Origin of the sequence: Devosia ginsengisoli, assembly GCF_024707105.1 — a bacterium.
GTDB classification, from domain to species: domain Bacteria; phylum Pseudomonadota; class Alphaproteobacteria; order Rhizobiales; family Devosiaceae; genus Devosia; species Devosia ginsengisoli_A.
Genome location: NZ_JANQAJ010000006.1, coordinates 246318 through 266273 on the forward strand (window position 1 = coordinate 246318; position 19956 = coordinate 266273).

Below are 19956 nucleotides of genomic sequence, written 5' to 3' on the forward strand. Positions count from 1 at the left end.
AGCGTGTTGAGGCAAGCGGGCGGTAGAGCGATACCGGACCAGTGCGACAGGCAGCCGGATTAGTTCCGCGTCAGGCCGGCATTCAGGCATGCGTGGGTGTGACCAGGCGCAAGCTCGACAAGCTCGGGGCGCCTGGTGCTGCAATGGTCGGTCGCCGCAAGGCAGCGAGGATGGAAATGGCATCCAGGCGGCGGGGCGAGTGGCGACGGGATTTCGCCCTTGATCGGCATGAAAGTGCGCCGTTTCAACGAGATCTGCGGCATGCCGGCAAGCAGCATCTGCGTATAGGGATGGGTCGGGTTGGAGAACAGCTCCTCGGTACCGGCAAGCTCGACCACACGCCCCAGATACATCACCGCCACCCTATCGCAGAGGTGTCGGATCAGACCCAGGTCATGGCTGATGAAGATCATCGAAAGCCCGCTGTCCTGCTTGATGTCCATCAGCAGGTTGATGATCTGTGCCTGTACCGAGACATCGAGCGCTGCAACGGCCTCGTCACAGACCAGCAGGTCCGGTTTGACAGCGAGCGCCCGCGCAATGCCCACGCGCTGACGCTGCCCACCCGAGAATTCGTGCGGGTAGCGGTCGATCGCATCAGCGGGCAGGCCGACCCGGTTCAGGGTTTCAACAACATAACGCCTGATCTGCGCGCGCGGCACCACGCCATGCAGCGCCGCCGCCTCGCCGATGATCTCGCCAACCTTGAGGCGCGGATTGAGCGAGGACATGGGGTCCTGGAACACCATCTGCACCTTGAGCGCATCGCGCTTGCGGGCCAGGAAACTGTCGTAGCCCTCGCCACGATACCGCCGTTCGCCGCCCGATACGGGCAGGATGCCGGCAATCATCCGTGCCAGTGTGGACTTGCCGCATCCCGACTCGCCGACAATGCCCAGCGTTTCTCCCTCCGATACGCTGAGCGTGACACGATCGACCGCCCGCACGAGCGGCGGCTGCCGGCCGGCCAGGCGATCGCCAAGCCGCTGTAACGCGCCTTGCGCCGGCTCGAAGATGCGCGAAACATCACGGGCTTCGAAGACAGGTTGGGTCATCGATCATCCTCGATCGGGTGGTGGCACCATACGCGGTGTGTCGCCGAGAACACGCGCTCCGGCACGGCTTCGGCACAGGCCTCCGTCGCGAATTCGCAGCGGTCTTTAAAGGGGCAACCGGCGCCCAGCGTCAGCAGGGAGGGCATGCTGCCGCGGATCTGCCGAAGCTTTTCTCCCGGCACGTTGAGCGAGGGGACCGATTCAAGCAGCTTGCGAGTATAGGGATGGCGCGACGAACCGATGATATCGGCCGTCGTGCCGGTTTCCATCATGGCGCCGGCATACATGACCAGGATGCGATCGGCGAGTTCGGACAGCGTCGCCAGGTCATGGGTGATCCAGATCATGCCGAGGCCGCGCTCATCGATCTGGCGCCGCATCTGGTGGATGATCTGGGCCTGGATGGTCACGTCGAGCGCCGTGGTGGGCTCATCGGCGATGATGAGATCGGGGTTCAACAGCAGGGCGATGGCGATCACCACACGCTGGCGCATACCGCCAGACAATTCGTGCGGATAGGCCGAAAGCCGGTCTTCCGGCGAGGGAATGCCCACGGATCGCAAGGCGTCGATGCAACGGGACTGCATCTCGGCATGCGAGGCCGGCTCATGCTCGCTGATCGCCTCGAACATCTGGTCGCGGATGCGCATCAGCGGGTTGAGCGTCATCAGCGGGTTCTGGAAGACCATGGCGATGCGGCGTCCGCGATAGTGGCGCATGGCGTCGAAGCTGAGCGTGGTCAACTCCTCGCCATCGAGCTTTATCGACCCTGAAACGATCCGCCCCGGCTCGTCGACCTGGCCCATGATCGACATGCCGGTAACCGACTTGCCGGAGCCGGATTCACCAACGATTCCCAGCACTTCGCCACGGCGCAGCGAGAACGACACGTCACGCACCGATTTGAACGTGCCGGTCCGCGTGAAGAACCAGGTATTGAGCCCACTGACTTCAAAGAAAGCTTCACTCATCGGTCGAACCGCGGATTGTTGAGGTCGCGCAGCCGATCGCCCAGCAGGTTCATCGCCACGATCATCACCAGCAGCACCAGGCCGGGGCCGAAGCTGATCCAGTATTTCTGCGAGAAGATGAATTCATAGCCATTGGCGATGAGCATGCCGAGCGACGGCTGGGTGAGCGGCAGGCCCACGCCCAAGAAGCTCAGCGAGGATTCGAGGGAAATCGCTGCGGCGATATTGAGGGTGAACAGCACGATGATCTGCGGCATGCAATTGGGCAGCACATGGCGCAGCATGATGCGCCATGCCGGCAGCCGCAGGCAGCGGGCCGCCTCGACATATTCCTTGTTGAGCTCGCTCAGCGCCAGCGAACGCGACGTGCGGGCATAGTAGCACCACTGCACCAGCACCACCGCCATGATGACCTTGTCGACCCCGCTGCCGAGAATGGCGAGAATCGAGAGGCCAACCAGGATGGCGGGGAAGCTGAGCATGAAATCGACGGTGCGCATGATCACCGCATCGGTCACGCCGCCCCGCCAGGCTGCCAGCAGGCCCAGGCCGGTACCGATGACCATGGCCGAGCCGGCCGCCAGTACGCCGACGAAGATGCTGATACGAATGCCGTAGAGGATGGCCGACAGCATGTCCCGCCCAAAAGCGTCCGTGCCGGCCACGAAGACGAAATCGGTGGGCTGCTCGGCGGTCTTGGCGATGACGCTGAAACTGAAGGCGGCAGGGAGCGGTTCGTCCGAGACGATGCGGACGCCATTGCCTTCCGGATCATTGACCGTCCACCACGGCTGGACGGGATGCTTGCTGGCACCTTCCACACTCATGCCCTTCGGCAATGAGCGGACCTGCAGGCTGGCCAGCTCGGTTTCGGCACTCGCCAGCCGGACCGCGATGCAGCGCTCGCCGCAGGATGCCGTAGCGAGGTCACCGACATCTCCGTCCGGCGTCGCCACACCGTCGGTGACGGCGAAATTGGCGCGGAATTCCTCGCCGGGCAGCACCTGGGGCGATCCCATGGGCTTGAGCGCATCGATCAGTTCGAGCCGCGACAGGTCGTAGGGGTCGGTCGGCGACAGCAGCGGCGCGAACAAAGCGCAGAACAGAAAGAAAAGGGTGACCGCAAGGCTGGCAAGCCCGACCCGGCTTTCCGCGAAGCGCCCGGCGAATTCGGCAAGGCTGGCCCGGCTCATGTGCTGCGCCGTCCCATGGCGGCCCGCACGCGTGGATCGATCGTCATATGCAGGACGTCGACGATGAAGTTGATGGCGATGAAAAGGAGCGCGGTATAGGTCAGTTGCGCGACGATCATGGGGCGGTCCAGGACCTTGATTGAATTGATGAGGAGCTTGCCCAGCCCCGGCCAGGAAAAGACCGTTTCGGTGATGACGCCATAGGCCAGCAGGTTGCCCAGCTCGATGCCGATGACCGTGATGAGCGGCACCATGGCATTGCGCAGGATGTGGACGAACACCACGCGCCAGGTGCGCACGCCCTTGGCATGGGCGAACTTGACGTAGTCGAGCCGGGTGATTTCCAGCGTGGCGGTCCGCGTCACGCGGATCAGCAGGCTCAGCTTGAGCAGGGCCAGGCTGAAGGCGGGGAGCACCACATGCCACCAGCCATCCAGCGTCCAGAGGCTGCTGGTAATGCCGAAATGGGTCGCCACTTCGCCCCGGTCGCCGACCGGCAGGATGGGCATCATGATGCCAAAGGCCACGATGAGCAGCATGCCTTGCCAGAAGGTGGGAATGCTGACGCCAATGAGCGAGAAGCTCATGAAGGCACGGCCGAGCCGTGATTGCGGCCGGAGCCCGGCATAGAGCCCGGCGGGAATAGCGAAACCGATGGCGATGACGAAGGCCACCAGCGCCAGCTCGATACTGGCGGGCAGGCGCTGCAGCAGGATGCGCGTCACCGGCTCCTTGTAGACGAAGGAGGTGCCCCAATCGCCCTGCACGGCATTGCCGAGAAAGACCAGGTACTGCTCCCAGATCGGCCGGTCGAGACCCAGCGCCTTCATGGCGGCAAGCCGGTCGGCCTCGGTGGCTTCGGACGAGATCAGCACATCGACCGGATTGCCGATGAGCCAGAGGCCGATGAACAGCACCAGCGAGAGCACCAGCACCACGATGAGGCTTTGCAGCAGCCGCCGGAGGATGAAGGAGATCATGGAGCGATCGACCGGAGATAGGCGCCGATGAAGCGCTGACCGACGGTGGGAAGCGGACCCGCCCCGATATTTTCGACCAGCGCACCGTAATGCAGCGCATATTCCTTGCAGATGCCGCTGGCGCCGTCCGTGGCGAGCTTGTCGCGGATATCGGCGCTCAGCGCGGCGCCACCGGGGAGCTTGTTGATTTCATCGAGAAAGTTTCCCTTCCCCGTCGCCGCGGCAACGGCAGCTTCATGCACCAGGTCATGGCCCTTGTGCTTGCCCAGGGATGCGCCCAACTGCATCATGGCGTATTCGCCGAAAATGGCGCCATGCGACAGTTCGAGATTTTCGCGCATGCGTAGCGTGTCGAGATCGAGATCGCGCACCAGCGCTTCGGTGCGGACCAGAACGTCCGAGATCGCAGCGATGACATCCACCAGCCCGTCCTCGAACAACTGGTTGGTGCTGCCATCGGATTCATAGGGCCGGTGGGCCGAGGCCATCAGCATCCCCGCCAGGCTGTAGAGCCGGTTGCTGTTGGCGATGATGCCATAGCAATGCACGGGATTGATCTTCTGCGGCATGGTGGACGAACCGATGGAGCCTTCAAGCAGCTTCTCGCTCAGTTCGCCATATTCCTCCGACGAGGTCTGGTACACTTCCTCGGCAATGCGGTGGCAGACCGAGGCCAGCAGACTCAGCGCGTTCACATATTCGCAGATATGCGTGCGGATGGCGCGGGAGGGGATGGCCATTTCGCCCATGCCCAGGCGGGCTGCGACGCGCGACTGGAATTCCGGTCCAATGGCACCAAGCGCCGAATAGCATCCCACGGCGCCGCCCGCCATCACGGTAAAGCAGCGCTGCTGCGCTTCGGTCAGGCGGTCGGCGGCTTGCAGCAATTCCTCGATCCACACGGCGGCCTTGAAGCCGAAGGTGATCGGTACGGCATGGCGATAGTGGGTGCGCCCAGCCATCGTGGTGGCGGCGTGGGTGCGGGCATGGCGGCCCAGATGGGACAGGATATCGCGCAGCAGGCCATCCAGAGTGCCCTGCGCGTCCCTGGTCAGCAGCAGGAGGCCAGTCTGGATCACGTTCTGCGTGGTGATGCCCCAATGGACATAGCCACCGTGAACCGGACCGCAGAGCCGCACCAGTTCGTTGATGAGCGGCATCAGCGGATGGCGCGTCGTGCGATAATCGGCATCGAGTCGCGCCAGATCGAGTTTGTCGTAGCGGCAATTGTCGGCAATGGCATCGGCCGAGGCGACCGGGATGATACCCAGTTCGCCCTGGGACAGGGCAACGGCCTTTTCGATATCGAGAAACGCCTGATACATCGCCTGCGGAGCGAAGGCCTCGCGCAGCCCACGAAAATCGGACTGCGACGCTAGGGCGTCGTTGAATTCAGTACCCATGTGCCGGAACTCTCTTGGGAGAGGACAAGGCGGAGGAGACCGCCTTGTCCGACGCACTCACTGCGGGGGGTGAGCGGTATAGAAGATGTTGGTGAGGTTGGCGTTCGGCTCGAAATAGACACCGTTGCCCACGGCCCAGACGCCGAACTCGTGATAGAGCGGCACATAACCGTTATCTTCGTAGACCTGGGCGGATGCCTGACCGATCAGCGCCTCGCGTTCCGCATCGTCCAGCGTCCGCTGCGCCTGATGGAGCAGGTCGTCGGTCACCGGATTGGAATAACGGCCGCGATTGGCTCCGCCTTCACCTTTTTCGGTGTCGCGGGTGGCGGCCAGGTTGAGCATCAGGCTCAGCCCTTCGCCCGTATCCGCGGCGGCACCACCCAGATAGAGGCTATATTCGTAGGCGCTGGCCTTTTCGAAATAGACGCTCTTGGGGAAGGTCTCGAGCGTCACATCGAGCCCGATCTGGGTGAGCATGGCCGCGACCGCCTGGGCCACCTGGGCGCCGTTGACATAGCGGTCCGAGGGCGCGGTGAGCGTCAGCCCGAAACCATCCGGGTAGCCGGCTTGCGCCAGCAGTTCCCGAGCCCGGTCGGGGTTGTAGAGATAGGGCTTGATGGCCGGGTTGTGCCCGAAGACGCCGCCGACGATCAGTTGGCTGGCTGGCTGGGCCATGCCGCCCATGACCAGTTCGGCAATCTCGTCACGGTTGATGGCGAGGTTCAACGCCTGGCGGACCAGCGGGTCGAGATAGGGATTCTTGCCATCGGTGCCGGTAACCTTGGGCGTGGTTTCCTGGCCCTGATCGGCCAACAGGAAGATCAGCAGGGTCGAGGGGGCCGAGGCGAGGTAGAAGCGGTCATCGGCCGTGATGCTGTCGAGGCCGTTGATCGGCACCGCATTGATAACATCGACCGATCCACCCAGCAGCGCGGCGATACGGGCGCTGTTGTCGGGCAGGGCCTTGATGGTCACCGTGTCATAACCCGCCGCCGCGCCATAATAGTCGGCATTCTTTTCCAGCACGATCTCCACGTCCGGCGTGAAGGTCTTGACGGTGTAGTGGCCGATGCCGGCCGAGATGCTGCCATCGTTGAAGCCGTTGGTATCGAGCCAGTTGTCGTTACCGCAGGTTTCCTCGTCATAGGCCAGGGTGACCCCAGTGGGGTTTTCCACGATGCCGATATTGCTCAGGCTGCGCATCAGGTTGGGATCGGGCGCCTTGGTGGTGATCGTCACCTTCCCGTCGCCTGCATCGGTTACGCTGGCAATGGTCGAGATGAAGCTCGAATAGAGGCCCGGGCTTTCGGGCACGTTGCGGACGCGGCAGAGGGAGTAGATCACGTCGTCGGCGGCCAGCGCATCGCCGCTGCCGAACCTGGCATTGGGTTCCAGCGTCAGCGACCAGGTCGTATCGTCCACAATCTCCCAGGCGCTGGCCAGGCGCGGCTCAAGCGCGCCATCGACGCCGTTCGCATAAGCCAGCGCGTCCGAAATATTCTCGCGCAGGTCGAAATTGAAGCCGGCGCGATGGAAATGCGGATCGGCCGAAGTGGCGATGGCCGCGAGACCAACCTTGAGTTCGGCGGCCGATGTCTGGACCGCGAGCAAAGATGTTGCCGCCAACAGGCTCCCGCCGATGGCTACGGATAATAGGCTTTTCACGTCATCCTCCCTTGATGCCCCTATGGGCCGTATTTGCCGGGACGCTAGGGCTTCGGCTCAGAGCAAAAAAGGCATTCTTTCTGCCAACGATTGAGTTTTTCTCAATCATTGACTACCGTTCCGTCAAGGTGGTTTGGGGAGGGACGGAAAGTGATTGAACGGTCGGGCCGCACTCTGCCGCCAATGACAGCACTGCCCGTTTTTGAAGCTGTGGGGCGCCGCCTCAGCGTGGCCAAGGCCGCCGAAGAACTGCATCTGACGCCCGGTGCGGTCAGCCGACAGGTGAACAACCTCGAGACATTCCTTGGGATCAAACTGTTCGAGCGTGCCCACCGGCGCATGGTTTTCACCCCTGCCGGCGAGGCCTATTGGGCCAAGGTCCATGCCGCTTTGGGTGAAGTTCGGGAAGCGACCCGGACTGTGTCGGCGGATGCCCATCGCGGACCACTGATTATCGCGGCGCCCCGCATGTTCCTGCAGAAATACGTTATGCCCGCACTCGGGGGGCTCTATGGGCGACACCCCGACATGGCCGTCAATTTCGTCGCCAGCGCCGACGGGGTCGTAGGCCCGGACGGAGCGATCGTCATCAGTCCGAAGCCCAGGCCCGGCTTCATTATCGATATCCTGGCAGATGCGGACCTTTCGCCGGTCTGCAGTCCCGCCTATTTGAAGGAAGCGCCGCCACTAAGGACGCCGGACGATCTGGAACATCATACCCTGCTGCGGTCGGCCGAATATGTGCGGAACTGGGAGCGCTGGCTTGGCGAGCGCGCGCAACGCGTGTTTTCCGACGCACGCTGCATCGACTTCGAAAGCCCGGGCCTTGAGCTCACCGGTGCAGCCGAGGGATTGGGTATCGCCATCGTCCGGCTATCGCTGGTGCAGGAAGAAATCACCTCAGGACGCCTGGTCGCGTTGTTCAAGGAGGAGACGGTGCATGAGCACTACACCTTCATTTTCGCCGAACCGAAGCTTCGTTCCGCCCGCTTCCGAAATTTCAGAGCCTGGCTGCGCGATACCGTGAAAGGCCATTGACTGCCCTGTCCATCAGGTTGACCGGCACAAACTCGTGGAGCCAGCGCACCAGAACCCAAACACCGCATGTCCTGATCTTTCAACGCACTCCCACACTGATATCCAGCCTGGCCGAAGGCTGGCGCAGGCGGAGCATGATCAGCGTCAGGTGACTGCCCCAATTGGCCATCAGTGGCGGGTCGGTGAGTTCGATATGTTCAGTTTCCGCGACCAGCAGGTCCGAGTCATAGCTGATCATGCCTTGCCCTGACGGGTGGCCCGTTCCCAGTTGGCGCGGCAGCAGGTGTATCTCGCCGGCTTGCGCCAGGTCCACCTTTGCGGCCGTCAGCAGATGCAGGCTCGCGTCGAGCGGGCTTTCGGCTTCGAAGCTATCGCTGATGGTCACGCCCCGGTGGCGCTTAAGGGTCATGCGGCGCGTCCAGTGTGACAGGCCGAGTTCGGCAGGATAGGCACGCTCTATCCGCGCGGTGAGGCTGGCCGTGTCTTCGTCTATCGTGTGCAGCACATGGCCGGCTTCATAACTGCGACCGGCCGGCTGCTCCAGCCCGTCGATCAGGGGCACATTGTGATAGCGCGAGCGCATGGTCCAGATGTCGTAGCGCTGGGCGCTGAAGGTTTGCGACGTATAGGTGCCCACGCCGGCATCGACGATCAGCGGCAACCCATCGCGATAGATGGCGAAACTGCCCACATCGTTGTGGTTATGGCTGTTGTCATTGTGCCCGCCCTTGGCGGCAAGCATCCAACCCTGGCTGCTATCGGCCATATCGCGCGTCACGAGCAGCTCAAGGCTGGGGAACCAGCGGTCGCGGGGCAGGTCGATGGGCGCAGACGGCCCGTCCAGTTGCGGCAATACGGCAAAGCTCACCACGGCCTCGAACAGGCTTTGCCCGCTCACCAACATGTCGGCCAGCCGTTCCGGAGCCGTGCCGGTCGAGAGATCCTGTGATTGCGCCTGCCATTTTGCATAGCGATCGAGCTTTTCATCGCCCAGCAGATTGGCCCAGCGCTGCACCAGACAGGTCGGAACCGCGACACGCGGCGCTGAATCGGCGAAATTGACGAAATAATCATCGGCAATGCGGGTATCGACGATGAAGCGCGCCATGTTGCGCAGGCGCTCGTCGCCTTGCAGCGCGTCCCGGTCGAAGATGGGGCTGAGGATTTCGAGACATTGCAGGAGGCCCGACATGGCGTGCTTCCAATAGGCCGGCCCTTCCGGGCAGCCGCCATCCTCGCCATAAACGGCAACGAACCGGTCGAGCACGGCCACGACCTTTGCCACTGTCCTGGCGAATTCGGCTTCATCGGTTTCGATCAGCGCCGTGGTCAGCAGCCAGTTCGAGACGATCCATGGATTCCAGTTATTGATCCGGATCGTCTTGAATATCGGGTGCGGCGTGAGGCTCATCCACCAGAAGTCCTCGCGCTCGCCGCACGGGACCAGGATGCGTTCGCGCAATTGCCGGCGCATCCGCTGGCCGATGGCGGGATTGACGCCGTCGAGTTCCTCTCTGAGCAGCACGCTCGCCATGGCTACCAGGCCCGAGGCGATGCCGACGCCCAGGTCCACCACGGGTTCGTCGGGATCGGGCAGGCCATAGCCCGCCTCCTGCAGGAAGAGGTGGCAGGGCATGCACCAGGTCGCCTCCTCGCTGGTGGACCAGAGCGCATCGACGATAGCCTCGGTATAGCGATCCTTGCGCTCTGCCATTTCACCGAGAACGAGGTCCCGCAGGATGTCGCGGCGGGTACGGGTCTTGGTCTCGAAAGTCTGTCGTGTTCCGGTGCGGGCAAAGTCGAGATAGCCGGTGGCGGTCAGCACGGGCCAGTCCTGGGTCAAAGCTTGGTCGGCCCTCGCCTTCAGACCTGTTCCGGACAGCCCGGCAACCGCCTGTTCCAGCCGCTTCATGAGCGGGCCCTGTACCCGGGCGAGCAGGTCATCCGTACTCCCGACCATGCTGGCAATCGTCCGTCCCACCGCGATTCCTCCTAAAATGTTAGTTGGCGACGCGAGTTGACATAGCATACCGGAAGCGCTACCGAAAGCGCTACCGGCAGCGCTTCCAATTTGAAGAGAGGACGTCCGGGAGGGGAGAGAATGAGTTCTGAATTTCAGCAGAACCTGACCATTTTCGACATCGCCGAAGCGGCGGGTGTCTCCGTGACCACGGTGTCGCGGATTCTCAACAACAAGCCGGATGTATCGGCGAAGACCATTGCCAAGGTGCGCGATGTCATGGAGCGGCTGGGCTACCAGCCCCATGCCAGCGCCCGGCGCCTCGCCTCGGGCCGCAGCAATGTCATCGCCGTGCTGCCGCACGCTACCGCGGGCGAACTGGGTAGTGTGACCTACGAATATATTACCGGCATCGTCGATGCGGCCGAAGCGGGGGACTTTTCCGTCAACCTGCTGCCGCGCAGCACGACCGAGGACAAGCTGCGGTCGCTTTTCGGCTCCGGGCAGTTTGACGGCATTGCCCTCCTGCAGGTGCAGACTAATGACTGGCGTGTCGAGGCCTTGCGCCAGAGCGGGAAACCCTTCGTGCTGGTCGGCCGGACGGAAGACACGGCCGGGGTCAGCTATGTCGACGTCGATCTCGTCCGCGGCGCCCATGAAATGGTCGAAGCCGTAGCCGCCAGGGGGCACCGCCGCATCGTGCTGATCGGCAACGCCCTGCACCAGAAGGTCCGCCGCTTCAGTGCCCGCCTCATTCATGATGGCTATCAGTCCGGCATGGCCGGGCTGGGGCTGGAACCGCTGGTCATCGATACCGAATTCAGCATCGACGGCGTGGTCCAGGCCATCAAGGACGGGCTCACCGCCGCGCCGGCGCCGAGCTGTTTCTTCATCGGCGGCCATGTGGCCATGCCGCAGATTCTCAATCGGCTCCGCGAAGACGGGGTCGATGTGCCGGGCAAGGTATCGCTGGTGTCGATCCTGCCCGATCCGGTGGCCGAAATCACCACGCCCCGCACCACAACGATCGACCTGCCGGGGCGGGAGCTAGGCCAGCATGCCGGCCGCACGCTGATCGATCATGTTACCGGTCGGGCCGGCACGCGGCAGATCCTGTTGCCACCCCAGATCATCTGGCGCGACAGCGTCAGGACCACAGCAGAAGGAAATGTTTGATGGCTGCTGTCGCCAAGAGTCGCCGCGCTTCTGCCAGTCGCAAGCGGACAATCGTCCTGCTGCTGATGTGCCTGCCGGCGCTGCTCTGGCTGCTGGTGTTCAAATATGCGACCCTGGCCGGCAGTTGGATCGCCTTCACCAATTTCCGCCCGCGACTGGGCATCTTCGGCAGCGAATTCGTCGGGTTGCGGAATTTCGAATTCCTCTTCGCCTCCGCCGCCGCGCTCAATGCCTCGCGCAACACGATCCTGCTCAACGGGCTCTTCATCGTCGGCAGTACACTCTTCACGCTGTTCATTTCGGCGCTGATGTTCGACGTCTTCCGCAGCCGGCTGGCCAAATATTACCAGACCACCTTCCTGTTCCCGTTCTTCATCTCCTGGGTCATCGTCAGCTATTTCGTCTTCGGCTTCCTCAGCAGCAACGGCATCATCAACGGCCTGCTGTCCCAGCCGATCGAATTCTATCAGAACCCGGCCTGGTGGCCGCTGATCCTGCTGATTGTCGTGCTGTGGAAGACCACCGGCTGGGGCACGCTGATCTACCTGGCCGGGATGCTGGCCATCAATCCGCAGCTCTACGAGGCGTCACGCGTGGATGGCGCCAGCAAGGTGCAGCAGTTCTTCACCATCACCCTGCCGCTGATCATGCCGCTGGTGATCATCCAGTTCCTGCTGTCGCTGGCCAATATTTTCAACGCCGATTTCGGCCTGTTCTACCAGGTGCCGCTCAACCAGGCGCTGCTCTACGAGAGCACCGACGTGCTCGACACCTTCATCTATCGCGCCCTGGTCCAGGTCGGCAACGTGTCGATGAGTGCGGCCGCCGATCTCTACAAATCCGTCATCGGTTTCGTGCTGGTCATCCTGGCGAATTGGGTGGTCCGCCGTATCGATCCTGACAAGGCGCTGTTCTGATGACTGCCATTGCTCGCAAACGCACCTTCCGGTGGGACCGGTTCATCGCCAACGCGCTGCCCCATGTCGCGCTCATCGTCTTCGCCGGCGCGACGCTGATGCCGCTGCTGCTGATCGTCTCGGCGTCGTTTTCGGACGATACGCTGCTGACGCGGCGGGGTTTCTCGCTGCTGCCGCAGGGCTTCACCACATTCGCCTATCAATATGTGGCCGATACGGGCACGCAGATCTACCGCGCCTATTTCGTCACCATCGGCATAACAGTGGTGGGCACGACCGTCGGCCTCTTCGTCATGTCGCTGCTGGCCTATGCCCTGTCGCGGCCCAATTTCCGCTTCCGTCGCATCCTGTCCTTCGCGGTGTTCTTCACGCTGCTGTTCAATGGCGGCTTCGTGCCGTTCTACATCCTGATGACCCAGTATCTGGGGCTGGTCGACAACTACCTGGCCCTGATCCTGCCCAACCTGGTCAACGTGTTCTTCGTCTTGATCCTGCGCACCTATTTTGCGGCGCTTCCAGGCGAGGTGTTCGAGGCCGCGCGCATGGACGGCGCGGGAGAGTTCCGCATCTTCCTGCAGATCGCCATGCCGATGGCGGCGCCGGCTCTGGCCACGGTGGGCCTGATGACCGCGCTCACCTATTGGAACGAGTGGGTCAACGTCCTCTATTTCATCCGCGACCCCGAAAAGGTCACGCTGCAATATCTGCTGTTCCAGATTCAGCAGAACATCCAGCTGCTCCAGGAAAGTGATGTCTATGCCAGCATGGGCGTGGCCATCCCGGCGCAAAGCGTCCGCATGGCCATCGCGGTGATCGCCACCGGCCCGGCAGCCCTGCTGTTCCTCGTCTTCCAGAAATATCTCGTTCGCGGCGCAACCCTGGGGGCCTTCAAGTGAGCTCCCCGCCGGGAATGCCCGCCAACCACAAGAAGCCCGTCAATTAGGAGGAAATGACAATGAGGATAACGTCGATCACGGCGGCCGTCAGTGCGTTCATGCTCGTGGGCACTGCCCTTGCGAGTGCGCAGGACGTGCCCACCCTGCGCATGATGCTGCCCTTTGGTGCCACCGGCACCTGGACCACCGACGGCGTCGCCAAGGTCATGGCGGAGGTGAACCCGATCCTGGAGGAAAAGATTGGCGCGCATCTCGACATCGTGCCGATTCCGTCGGCGGACTACAACCAGCGCATGACGCTGGTGATGTCGTCCCGCGAACCGTTCGATATTTCCATGACGGCGCCCTGGACCAACAACGTCTATCGCAATGTGGCACAGGGCAATTACATGGCCCTCGACGAATATCTGGACGATGTGCCGGAGCTGCAGCAGGCCGTCTCCCCCGAACTCCTGGCCGTCGGCACGATGAATGGCGCGCTTTACGGCATTCCCGTGCAGCAGCTGTTTCCCAAGAGCTTCGGTTTCAACACCAGGACCGATCTGGTGGAAAAATATGACATCGACCTCGATGCCATCGACTGGTTCGATGACCTGACGCCGGTTTTCGAAAGGGTCGTGGCCGGAGAGGGTGACGGTTTCTATGCGTTCGGCGGTCGTCTTGCCGCCCTGCCGGAGCTTTTTGGCTATGATCCGGCGCTCGGACCCAACGCGGCGGCTGTCGTCAAGATGGATGACCCGGAGCGCAAGGTCGTCAACCTCTACGGCACCGAGGAATTCCGCGAGTTGATGCGGCTGCGCCGCGAATGGCATCTGGCCGGCCTGACCGAACCCAATCCGCAGAACCGCGAGCAGGCCCGTGCGGCCCTGCAGGCCGGCACCACCGGCTTCAGCCTCGACAGCGCCCAGGATCGTCCGGTGGATCGCGTTTTCCTTGGCCTCGATTTCACGCCCAAGCGTTTCGCGCCCCTGGTGCTGACCACCGCGGCGATGAATGCGTCGATGATGGCCATCTCCGCCGACAGCCAGCACCCGGTCGAAGCGCTCAAGCTGATCACCCTGCTGCATACCGACGCCGAAGTGTTCAACATCCTGTCGCTGGGTATCGAGGGCGTGAACTGGCAGCACAATGCCGATACCGGCCTTGTCGAGCTGCTGGACACCGCTTCCTACTGGCCGAATATCAACTGGGTGTGGGGCAACAGCTACCTGGCCTATCCGCAGCGCGCCACCGATGCGGCCGACAATGAAGAGGCCGAAAAGGTCAATGAAGAGGCCGTTGCCTCGGTCATCCTGGGCTTCTCCTTCGATACGACGCCGGTCGAGAACGAAGTGGCAGCAATGTCCTCCATCCTCGCCAATTTCGAGCCGCTGGAAGGCGGCCGCGTCGAGGACGTGGATGGCTATATCGACCAGCAGATCGCCGCGCTCGAAGCCGCCGGCCTGGCCCGGGTGCAGGAAGAAATGACCCGCCAGATCGCCGAGTGGGCAGCGCAGCAACAGTAAGGTCCTCCCGGACCGGTCCGTCGGCGTCTTCCCGCGCCGGCGGACACCCTTTCCCGCCGAGAGCTTTTTTCAATGACCAAAACAATTGCCCATCCCGGCGTGAAAGCCACCGAAGCCTGCGCCAATCCGCCGGCCTGGGCCGTCGCCGAGCGCGACCTTCTGGCGCGGCTCGGCACAGCGGTGGAGCCGTTCCTGGCCAAGTATCTCAAAGCAGACGGTACGCTGATCTATCGCGACGACTGGGTGCAGGGCCGGGACGGGCTCGATGATCTCTACGAGTCCTTCTACAATTTCCCCCTCGCCTACCTGCTCGGCGCCCCGGCGCACCTGCTTGAAAAAGGCCATCGCCAGTGGGAGGCGATGACGGTGCAGGGCACCGCTTTCGGGCTGGTGCATAACGAATACGAGGTGGGCTACGACCAGTTCCACCAGAGCGAAGGCAATCTGCTGTTCTATTTCCTCTGCGCGGCGGACCCCGACAATCCCAAACTCCAGGAGCGCGCGCGCCGCTTTGCTGGCCTCTACATGAATGCCGAGCCCGAAGCGCCGAACTACGACGAAGAGCACAATATCATCCGCGCCGTGCATAACGGCTCCAGGGGCCCGCGCTGGGGCTATATCGACGGCGATTCCATGTGGTCCAAGGGCATGGCGCCCTATGGCCTTCCCTTCGACGACGTGCCCGGCGTCACCTCCTATGACGATGTCGCGGCCTGGTACAACGACCCGCGCCGCAACGAGAACAGCAAGCGCCTCATCGCCACGATGAACGAGCGCATGGGACGCGGCGACAGCGTCGCCAACCTGCCGGTGACAAGCCTTGTTACCAATGCCTTCCTGATGACGCGTGACCCGGCTTTCCGACAGTGGGTCGTGCGCTATGTCGACGGCTGGTGGCAGCGTGCCGAAGCCAATGACGGCTTACTGCCCGACAATGTCGGGCTGGGCGGCGCAGTCGGTGAATATTTCGACGGGCGCTGGTATGGCGCGGCCTATGGCTGGAGCTGGCCGCATGGCTATGACAGCGTGATCGACGCGGCCACGGTCGCCGCCATCAACACGACCATGCTGACCGGCGATACCGGCTGGCTCGACCTGCCGGGGCGCCATTTCGACATGCTCTATGCCAAGGGCAAGCGCATCGAGGATTTCCGCACCATCGAATCCTCGATTTTCAATGCCTGGGTCCGCAATGCGGCGGCAGTGACCGGGCGCTACGACACCTATGTCATGCCCAAGCGCTACAAGGATAGCGGCTGGTTCGATTTCCAGACCATCGGTCTTGCCAACCTGGTGCAGACCTGGGCCGTCACGCAGTCGCCGGCCGATCGCGCGCGCATGGTGCAACTGGAGCAGGACGAGCCCTATGACTGGACGCAGAGCTATCCGTTCCATTCCAAGGGCGATGACAGCCATGACCGGCCGTGGCTGAAATTCCTCGAAGGCAACAATCCCGACTATCCCGAGATCGCCCTGCGCCACGCTGCCGAACAGGTCGAGCATCGCCTGGAGATGGTGCGCACCGACGCCGCCGATCTCAGCACCGTGCATATCCATCACTGGCAGAACCACAATCCGGTGACGACCGAGGCGCTGATCCAGCTGACGCTGGGGGCGCCGCAGGCGCTCTACAATGGCGGCTTCATCCAGAGCTGCTTCCGTCATTTCGATCCCGATCAGGGGCGCCCCGGCCTGCCGGCCGACGTCGCCGCGCTGGTCTACGCCGTTGGCGAGGCCAGTGCCGGGCTGCAACTGGTGAATCTCTCGAAGACGGAAGCTCGCCGGGTGCTGGTACAGGGCGGGTTCCATGGCGAGCATCGCATCACCTCGGTTTGCGTCGATGGGGCAGGCGAAGCCACGGCCATTGGCGGCCGCTACATGGTGGTGGACCTGCCGCCGGCCAGCACGATCCGGCTCGATGTCGGCCTGGCCCGCCTCGCCGCCGAGCCCGGCTATGACCTGCCCGACTATGCGGCCTTTGCGTCGCGCACCAACGCCTGAGGAGGATCGATGTCCGATATCAGAATCGACAATGTCACCAAGCGCTACGGCAATGTGGAGGTCATACCCGGCCTGTCGCTCGCGCTGGCTGGCGGATCGTTCACGGTCCTGCTCGGCCCGTCGGGCTGCGGGAAATCCACGCTGCTGCGCATGATTGCCGGGCTCGAGGAAGTGACATCGGGCGCCGTCTATATCGACGGTGTCGATGTCACGGACAATGAGCCCTCCGAGCGCGGCATTGCCATGGTGTTCCAGTCCTATGCGCTCTATCCGCATATGACGGTCTACGACAACATGGCCTATGGGCTCAAAATCGCCCGCATGCCCAAGGGGCAGATCGAGGAGCGGGTGCGCGGTGCGGCCGCCATCCTGCAACTGACCGACTATCTCAAGCGCAAGCCGGCCGAGCTTTCGGGCGGGCAGCGGCAACGCGTCGCCATCGGCCGCGCCATCGTGCGCGATCCCAAAGTGTTCCTGTTCGACGAGCCGCTGAGCAACCTCGACGCCGCCCTGCGCAACCAGATGCGCATCGAGCTGGCGCAGTTGCATACCCGGCTCGGCGCGACCATGGTCTATGTCACCCACGATCAGGTCGAGGCGATGACCATGGCCGATACGATCGTGGTGCTCAACAAGGGCAATATCGAACAGACCGGCGAGCCGCTCGACCTCTACAACAAGCCGGCCAGCATCTTCGTCGCCGAATTCATCGGCTCGCCCAAGATGAACATTTTCGGCGGGGATGTCGCCGCGAAGGCGGGGGCGACGCATCTGGGCGTGCGGCCGGAAAATCTGGTGATTGGGGAAGGGCCGGATGCCTGGCCGCTGACCGTGACCTATGTCGAAAAACTGGGCGCCGATACGATCGTGCATGCCGATGGCGGAACCCTCGGGCCGGTCATCCTGCGCGCCGAAGGCACCTATCTCGCCGCGCATGGGCAGACCATCCATGTCACGCCACAGCCCGAACATGTGCACCTGTTCGATGCAGCGGGCAAACGCATCAATTGAGGAGTGAACGCGGATGCGTTTCCGGCAGGTCGGCAAAACCGATCTTGAAATCTGCGAACTGGCCTTCGGCGGCGCCAGCATCGAGACGGTCAGCGAGGCCGGAGCCCAGGCCGTGCTCGAAGCCGCCTGGACCGGCGGTATCCGGCATTTCGATACCGCGCCGCATTATGGACCGGGCATTTCCGAGGTCCGCATGGGCCGGTTCCTCTCCGGCAAGCCGCGGCATGAATTCACCCTCTCCACCAAGGTGGGGCGGCTGTTGGTGCCCGATGCCACCGGCGCGCTGCAGCGCCGGCTCGATTACACCCATGACGGCATCATGCGCTCGGTGGAGGAAAGCCGGCAGCGCATGGGCCTCGACCGCTTCGATATCCTGCTGGTGCATGATATCGGCCCGGAAACCTATGGCGCCAACAATGAGCGCAGCCATTTCATCGACCTGATGAAGTCCGGCTGGAAGGCGATGGAGCAATTGCGCAGCGAAGGCGCCTGCGCCGCCATCGGCATCGGCGTCAACGGCGTCGACATCTGCCTGCGCGTGATGGAACAGGTCGCGCTCGATATCATCCTGCTGGCCGGGCGCTATACCCTGCTCGACCCGCAAGCCGAGCCGGAGCTGCTGCCGCTTTGCGCCGAGCGGTCGACCTCCATCCTGCTGGGTGGCGTGTTCAATACCGGCATCCTGGCCACCGGGGCCGTTCCCGGCGCGCTGTTCCAATATCGCCCGGCCGATGAGGCCATGCTGGAAAAAACCCGGCAACTACAGGCGGTCTGCGTCGAATATGGCGTGCCCCTGCCGGCTGCCGCCTTGCAGTTTGCCAAGGATCATCCGACCATTCCGTCGCTGCTGGTGGCCACGGCCAGCCCCGATCAACTGGCGGCGAATTTCGCCAATTACGAATACCCGATCCCTTTCGAATTCTGGGCCCGCCTCGCCGAATGCGGGCTGGCCCGCCACTATTCATTGGACAAATAATGACTGTTTTCGAAGTTGCACGGCCCGCTCCCGCCGGGGAGCATGGCATGGACCGTCACGATCCTTACGCAGCGGCGCTGGCGCGGTGCATTGCCCTGCTGCAGCGTGTGTCCGATATCGATGGAGACCGGGCCCCGCGGCTGGGCAATGCCGATCTGAGCTGGACCTATTGCCCCGAGCACGACTGGGTCGCCTCGTTCCGCATCGGAACGCTCTGGCTGGCCTATCAGGAAACCGGGCGCGATTACTTCCTGGGCCGCGCCCGGGCGCGCGATGCCTATTACGACAAGCTGCTGGTCACGACGGACTGGCATGACCACGATCTGGGGTTCCTGTTCTCGCTCAGTTGTGTCGCGGACTACCGATTGACCGGCCGGGAGGCGGCACGGCAACGGGCGCTTGGCGGCGCCCGCCTGCTGGCCAGCCGCTTTGTCGATAATGGTGGCTACCTGCTGGCCTGGGACGAAAAGATCGCCTTCGACAGCACCGAAAAGGGCGAGGCCTGGGCGCGTTTCGTGCAGGGACGCATGATCGCCGACACGATGCAGAACCTGGCTTTGCTCTATTGGGCCGCCGAGCAGGAGGGCGATCCGCGCTTTGCCGAAATCGCCACTCGCCATGCCCAGACGGCGGCGCAATATCTGGTGCGCCCCGATGGCAGCAGCTTCCACACCTTTGCCTTCGACCCAGGGACCGGCGCCCCGGTCGGAGGCGCGACGCATCAGGGCTATGCCGATGCATCATGCTGGAGCCGCGGCCAGGCTTGGCTGATCCATGGCTTCGCCCAGACCTATGCCCTGTCGGGCGAAACCTTCAGTCTCGAAGCGGCGCGCAAGGTCTGCGCCAGCTTCGAGCAGCTCATGGGCGATGACCGCGTTCCGGTCTGGGACTTCGATGCGCCACGCGAGGCCGACATGCCGGTTGACAGTTCGGCGGGGGCCATCGCGGCGGCCGGCTATCTGCTGCTGGCAAGCCTCGTGGAAGGCGACGAGCGGCGGCGCTGGCAGACCATGGGCCTGCGGCTGCTCGATGGATTGCTGCAGCGCTGCGACCTGACAAGCAATCCACAAGCGCATGGCTTTCTCGATGAAGGGGCCGCCAACGTACCCAAGGGCCGCATACGCAGCATGCTGCCCTATGGCGACTATTACCTGATGGAGGCGCTGATGCGCGCCGCCGGTCACCACCGCTTCTTCTGGTAGGCCC

The 19956-nt window shown here is 63.1% G+C and carries 16 protein-coding genes; 9 read left to right on the top strand and 7 right to left on the bottom strand.

The annotated features are described in order from the left end of the window. Positions 1 to 59 precede the first annotated feature (59 nt). From NVV79_RS04855 to NVV79_RS04880, 6 genes are read right to left on the bottom strand one after another with little or no spacing between them, the layout of a single operon-like run. Positions 60 to 1055 (bottom strand): ABC transporter ATP-binding protein, encoded by a 996-nt coding sequence (locus NVV79_RS04855; RefSeq protein WP_303986805.1) that lies wholly within the window; start codon positions 1053 to 1055, stop codon positions 60 to 62. Continuing rightward, positions 1052 to 2026: an ABC transporter ATP-binding protein gene (locus NVV79_RS04860; protein ID WP_303986808.1), complete on the bottom strand. Its 975-nt coding sequence runs from the start codon at positions 2024 to 2026 to the stop codon at positions 1052 to 1054. Before NVV79_RS04860 ends, NVV79_RS04855 begins: the two co-directional genes overlap by 4 nt. Further along, entirely contained in the window at positions 2023 to 3219 is a 1197-nt protein-coding gene (locus NVV79_RS04865) for an ABC transporter permease (RefSeq protein ID WP_303986810.1), read from the bottom strand. The genes NVV79_RS04860 and NVV79_RS04865 overlap by 4 nt, the downstream gene beginning before the upstream one ends. Continuing rightward, the gene (locus NVV79_RS04870) at positions 3216 to 4199 is read right to left on the bottom strand and encodes an ABC transporter permease (protein WP_303986812.1); all 984 of its coding nucleotides are present in this window, start codon (positions 4197 to 4199) and stop codon (positions 3216 to 3218) included. The genes NVV79_RS04865 and NVV79_RS04870 overlap by 4 nt, the downstream gene beginning before the upstream one ends. Further along, complete coding sequence (locus NVV79_RS04875) at positions 4196 to 5602, bottom strand: adenylosuccinate lyase family protein (RefSeq protein WP_303986814.1); 1407 nt, start codon at positions 5600 to 5602, stop codon at positions 4196 to 4198. The genes NVV79_RS04870 and NVV79_RS04875 overlap by 4 nt, the downstream gene beginning before the upstream one ends. 57 nt (positions 5603 to 5659) lie before the next feature. After that, complete coding sequence (locus NVV79_RS04880) at positions 5660 to 7270, bottom strand: ABC transporter substrate-binding protein (protein ID WP_303986816.1); 1611 nt, start codon at positions 7268 to 7270, stop codon at positions 5660 to 5662. A gap of 150 nt (positions 7271 to 7420) precedes the next feature. Here NVV79_RS04880 and NVV79_RS04885 point away from each other — a divergent pair, with 150 nt between their 5' ends. Beyond that, on the top strand, positions 7421 to 8308 hold the full coding sequence (locus NVV79_RS04885) for a LysR substrate-binding domain-containing protein (RefSeq protein ID WP_303986818.1): 888 nt from the start codon (positions 7421 to 7423) through the stop codon (positions 8306 to 8308). A gap of 79 nt (positions 8309 to 8387) precedes the next feature. On the opposite strand, the gene NVV79_RS04890 is transcribed toward NVV79_RS04885, so the two are convergent. After that, a complete protein-coding gene (locus tag NVV79_RS04890; RefSeq protein WP_303986820.1) occupies positions 8388 to 10268 on the bottom strand; it encodes a heparinase II/III family protein in 1881 nt (626 codons plus the stop codon). Between the two features lie 141 nt (positions 10269 to 10409). On the opposite strand from NVV79_RS04890, the gene NVV79_RS04895 reads away from it, so the two are divergent. The 8 genes from NVV79_RS04895 (at position 10410) to NVV79_RS04930 (ending at position 19952) form a co-directional block, all read left to right on the top strand. Beyond that, positions 10410 to 11444 (top strand): LacI family DNA-binding transcriptional regulator, encoded by a 1035-nt coding sequence (locus tag NVV79_RS04895; RefSeq protein WP_303986821.1) that lies wholly within the window; start codon positions 10410 to 10412, stop codon positions 11442 to 11444. Beyond that, positions 11444 to 12361, top strand: coding sequence for an ABC transporter permease subunit (locus NVV79_RS04900; RefSeq protein WP_303986823.1), 918 nt, complete (start codon positions 11444 to 11446; stop codon positions 12359 to 12361). The genes NVV79_RS04895 and NVV79_RS04900 overlap by 1 nt, the downstream gene beginning before the upstream one ends. Further along, positions 12361 to 13257 carry a carbohydrate ABC transporter permease gene (locus NVV79_RS04905; RefSeq protein ID WP_146290187.1) on the top strand — a complete coding sequence of 299 codons (897 nt, stop codon included), beginning with the start codon at positions 12361 to 12363 and terminating at the stop codon, positions 13255 to 13257. The genes NVV79_RS04900 and NVV79_RS04905 overlap by 1 nt, the downstream gene beginning before the upstream one ends. A gap of 59 nt (positions 13258 to 13316) precedes the next feature. Continuing rightward, positions 13317 to 14762 carry an ABC transporter substrate-binding protein gene (locus tag NVV79_RS04910; RefSeq protein WP_303986826.1) on the top strand — a complete coding sequence of 482 codons (1446 nt, stop codon included), beginning with the start codon at positions 13317 to 13319 and terminating at the stop codon, positions 14760 to 14762. 72 nt (positions 14763 to 14834) lie between these two features. Continuing rightward, on the top strand, positions 14835 to 16763 hold the full coding sequence (locus tag NVV79_RS04915) for a hypothetical protein (protein WP_303986827.1): 1929 nt from the start codon (positions 14835 to 14837) through the stop codon (positions 16761 to 16763). Between the two features lie 9 nt (positions 16764 to 16772). After that, positions 16773 to 17774 (top strand): ABC transporter ATP-binding protein, encoded by a 1002-nt coding sequence (locus tag NVV79_RS04920; protein ID WP_303986829.1) that lies wholly within the window; start codon positions 16773 to 16775, stop codon positions 17772 to 17774. Between the two features lie 13 nt (positions 17775 to 17787). After that, positions 17788 to 18750, top strand: coding sequence for an aldo/keto reductase (locus tag NVV79_RS04925; protein ID WP_303986831.1), 963 nt, complete (start codon positions 17788 to 17790; stop codon positions 18748 to 18750). Between the two features lie 47 nt (positions 18751 to 18797). Beyond that, positions 18798 to 19952, top strand: coding sequence for a glycoside hydrolase family 88 protein (locus tag NVV79_RS04930; protein ID WP_303986833.1), 1155 nt, complete (start codon positions 18798 to 18800; stop codon positions 19950 to 19952). The last annotated feature ends 4 nt before the right edge of the window (positions 19953 to 19956 follow it).

What these genes read in the sequence shown, in the direction of transcription:
- NVV79_RS04855 (WP_303986805.1), bottom strand. Translation starts at nt 1,055, where the DNA reads ATGACCCAACCTGTCTTCGAAGCCCGTGATGTTTCGCGCATCTTCGAG.
- NVV79_RS04860 (WP_303986808.1), bottom strand. Translation starts at nt 2,026, where the DNA reads ATGAGTGAAGCTTTCTTTGAAGTCAGTGGGCTCAATACCTGGTTCTTC.
- NVV79_RS04865 (WP_303986810.1), bottom strand. Translation starts at nt 3,219, where the DNA reads ATGAGCCGGGCCAGCCTTGCCGAATTCGCCGGGCGCTTCGCGGAAAGC.
- NVV79_RS04870 (WP_303986812.1), bottom strand. Translation starts at nt 4,199, where the DNA reads ATGATCTCCTTCATCCTCCGGCGGCTGCTGCAAAGCCTCATCGTGGTG.
- NVV79_RS04875 (WP_303986814.1), bottom strand. Translation starts at nt 5,602, where the DNA reads ATGGGTACTGAATTCAACGACGCCCTAGCGTCGCAGTCCGATTTTCGT.
- NVV79_RS04890 (WP_303986820.1), bottom strand. Translation starts at nt 10,268, where the DNA reads ATGGTCGGGAGTACGGATGACCTGCTCGCCCGGGTACAGGGCCCGCTC.
- NVV79_RS04895 (WP_303986821.1), top strand. Translation starts at nt 10,410, where the DNA reads ATGAGTTCTGAATTTCAGCAGAACCTGACCATTTTCGACATCGCCGAA.
- NVV79_RS04900 (WP_303986823.1), top strand. Translation starts at nt 11,444, where the DNA reads ATGGCTGCTGTCGCCAAGAGTCGCCGCGCTTCTGCCAGTCGCAAGCGG.
- NVV79_RS04905 (WP_146290187.1), top strand. Translation starts at nt 12,361, where the DNA reads ATGACTGCCATTGCTCGCAAACGCACCTTCCGGTGGGACCGGTTCATC.
- NVV79_RS04910 (WP_303986826.1), top strand. Translation starts at nt 13,317, where the DNA reads ATGAGGATAACGTCGATCACGGCGGCCGTCAGTGCGTTCATGCTCGTG.
- NVV79_RS04915 (WP_303986827.1), top strand. Translation starts at nt 14,835, where the DNA reads ATGACCAAAACAATTGCCCATCCCGGCGTGAAAGCCACCGAAGCCTGC.
- NVV79_RS04920 (WP_303986829.1), top strand. Translation starts at nt 16,773, where the DNA reads ATGTCCGATATCAGAATCGACAATGTCACCAAGCGCTACGGCAATGTG.
- NVV79_RS04925 (WP_303986831.1), top strand. Translation starts at nt 17,788, where the DNA reads ATGCGTTTCCGGCAGGTCGGCAAAACCGATCTTGAAATCTGCGAACTG.
- NVV79_RS04930 (WP_303986833.1), top strand. Translation starts at nt 18,798, where the DNA reads ATGGACCGTCACGATCCTTACGCAGCGGCGCTGGCGCGGTGCATTGCC.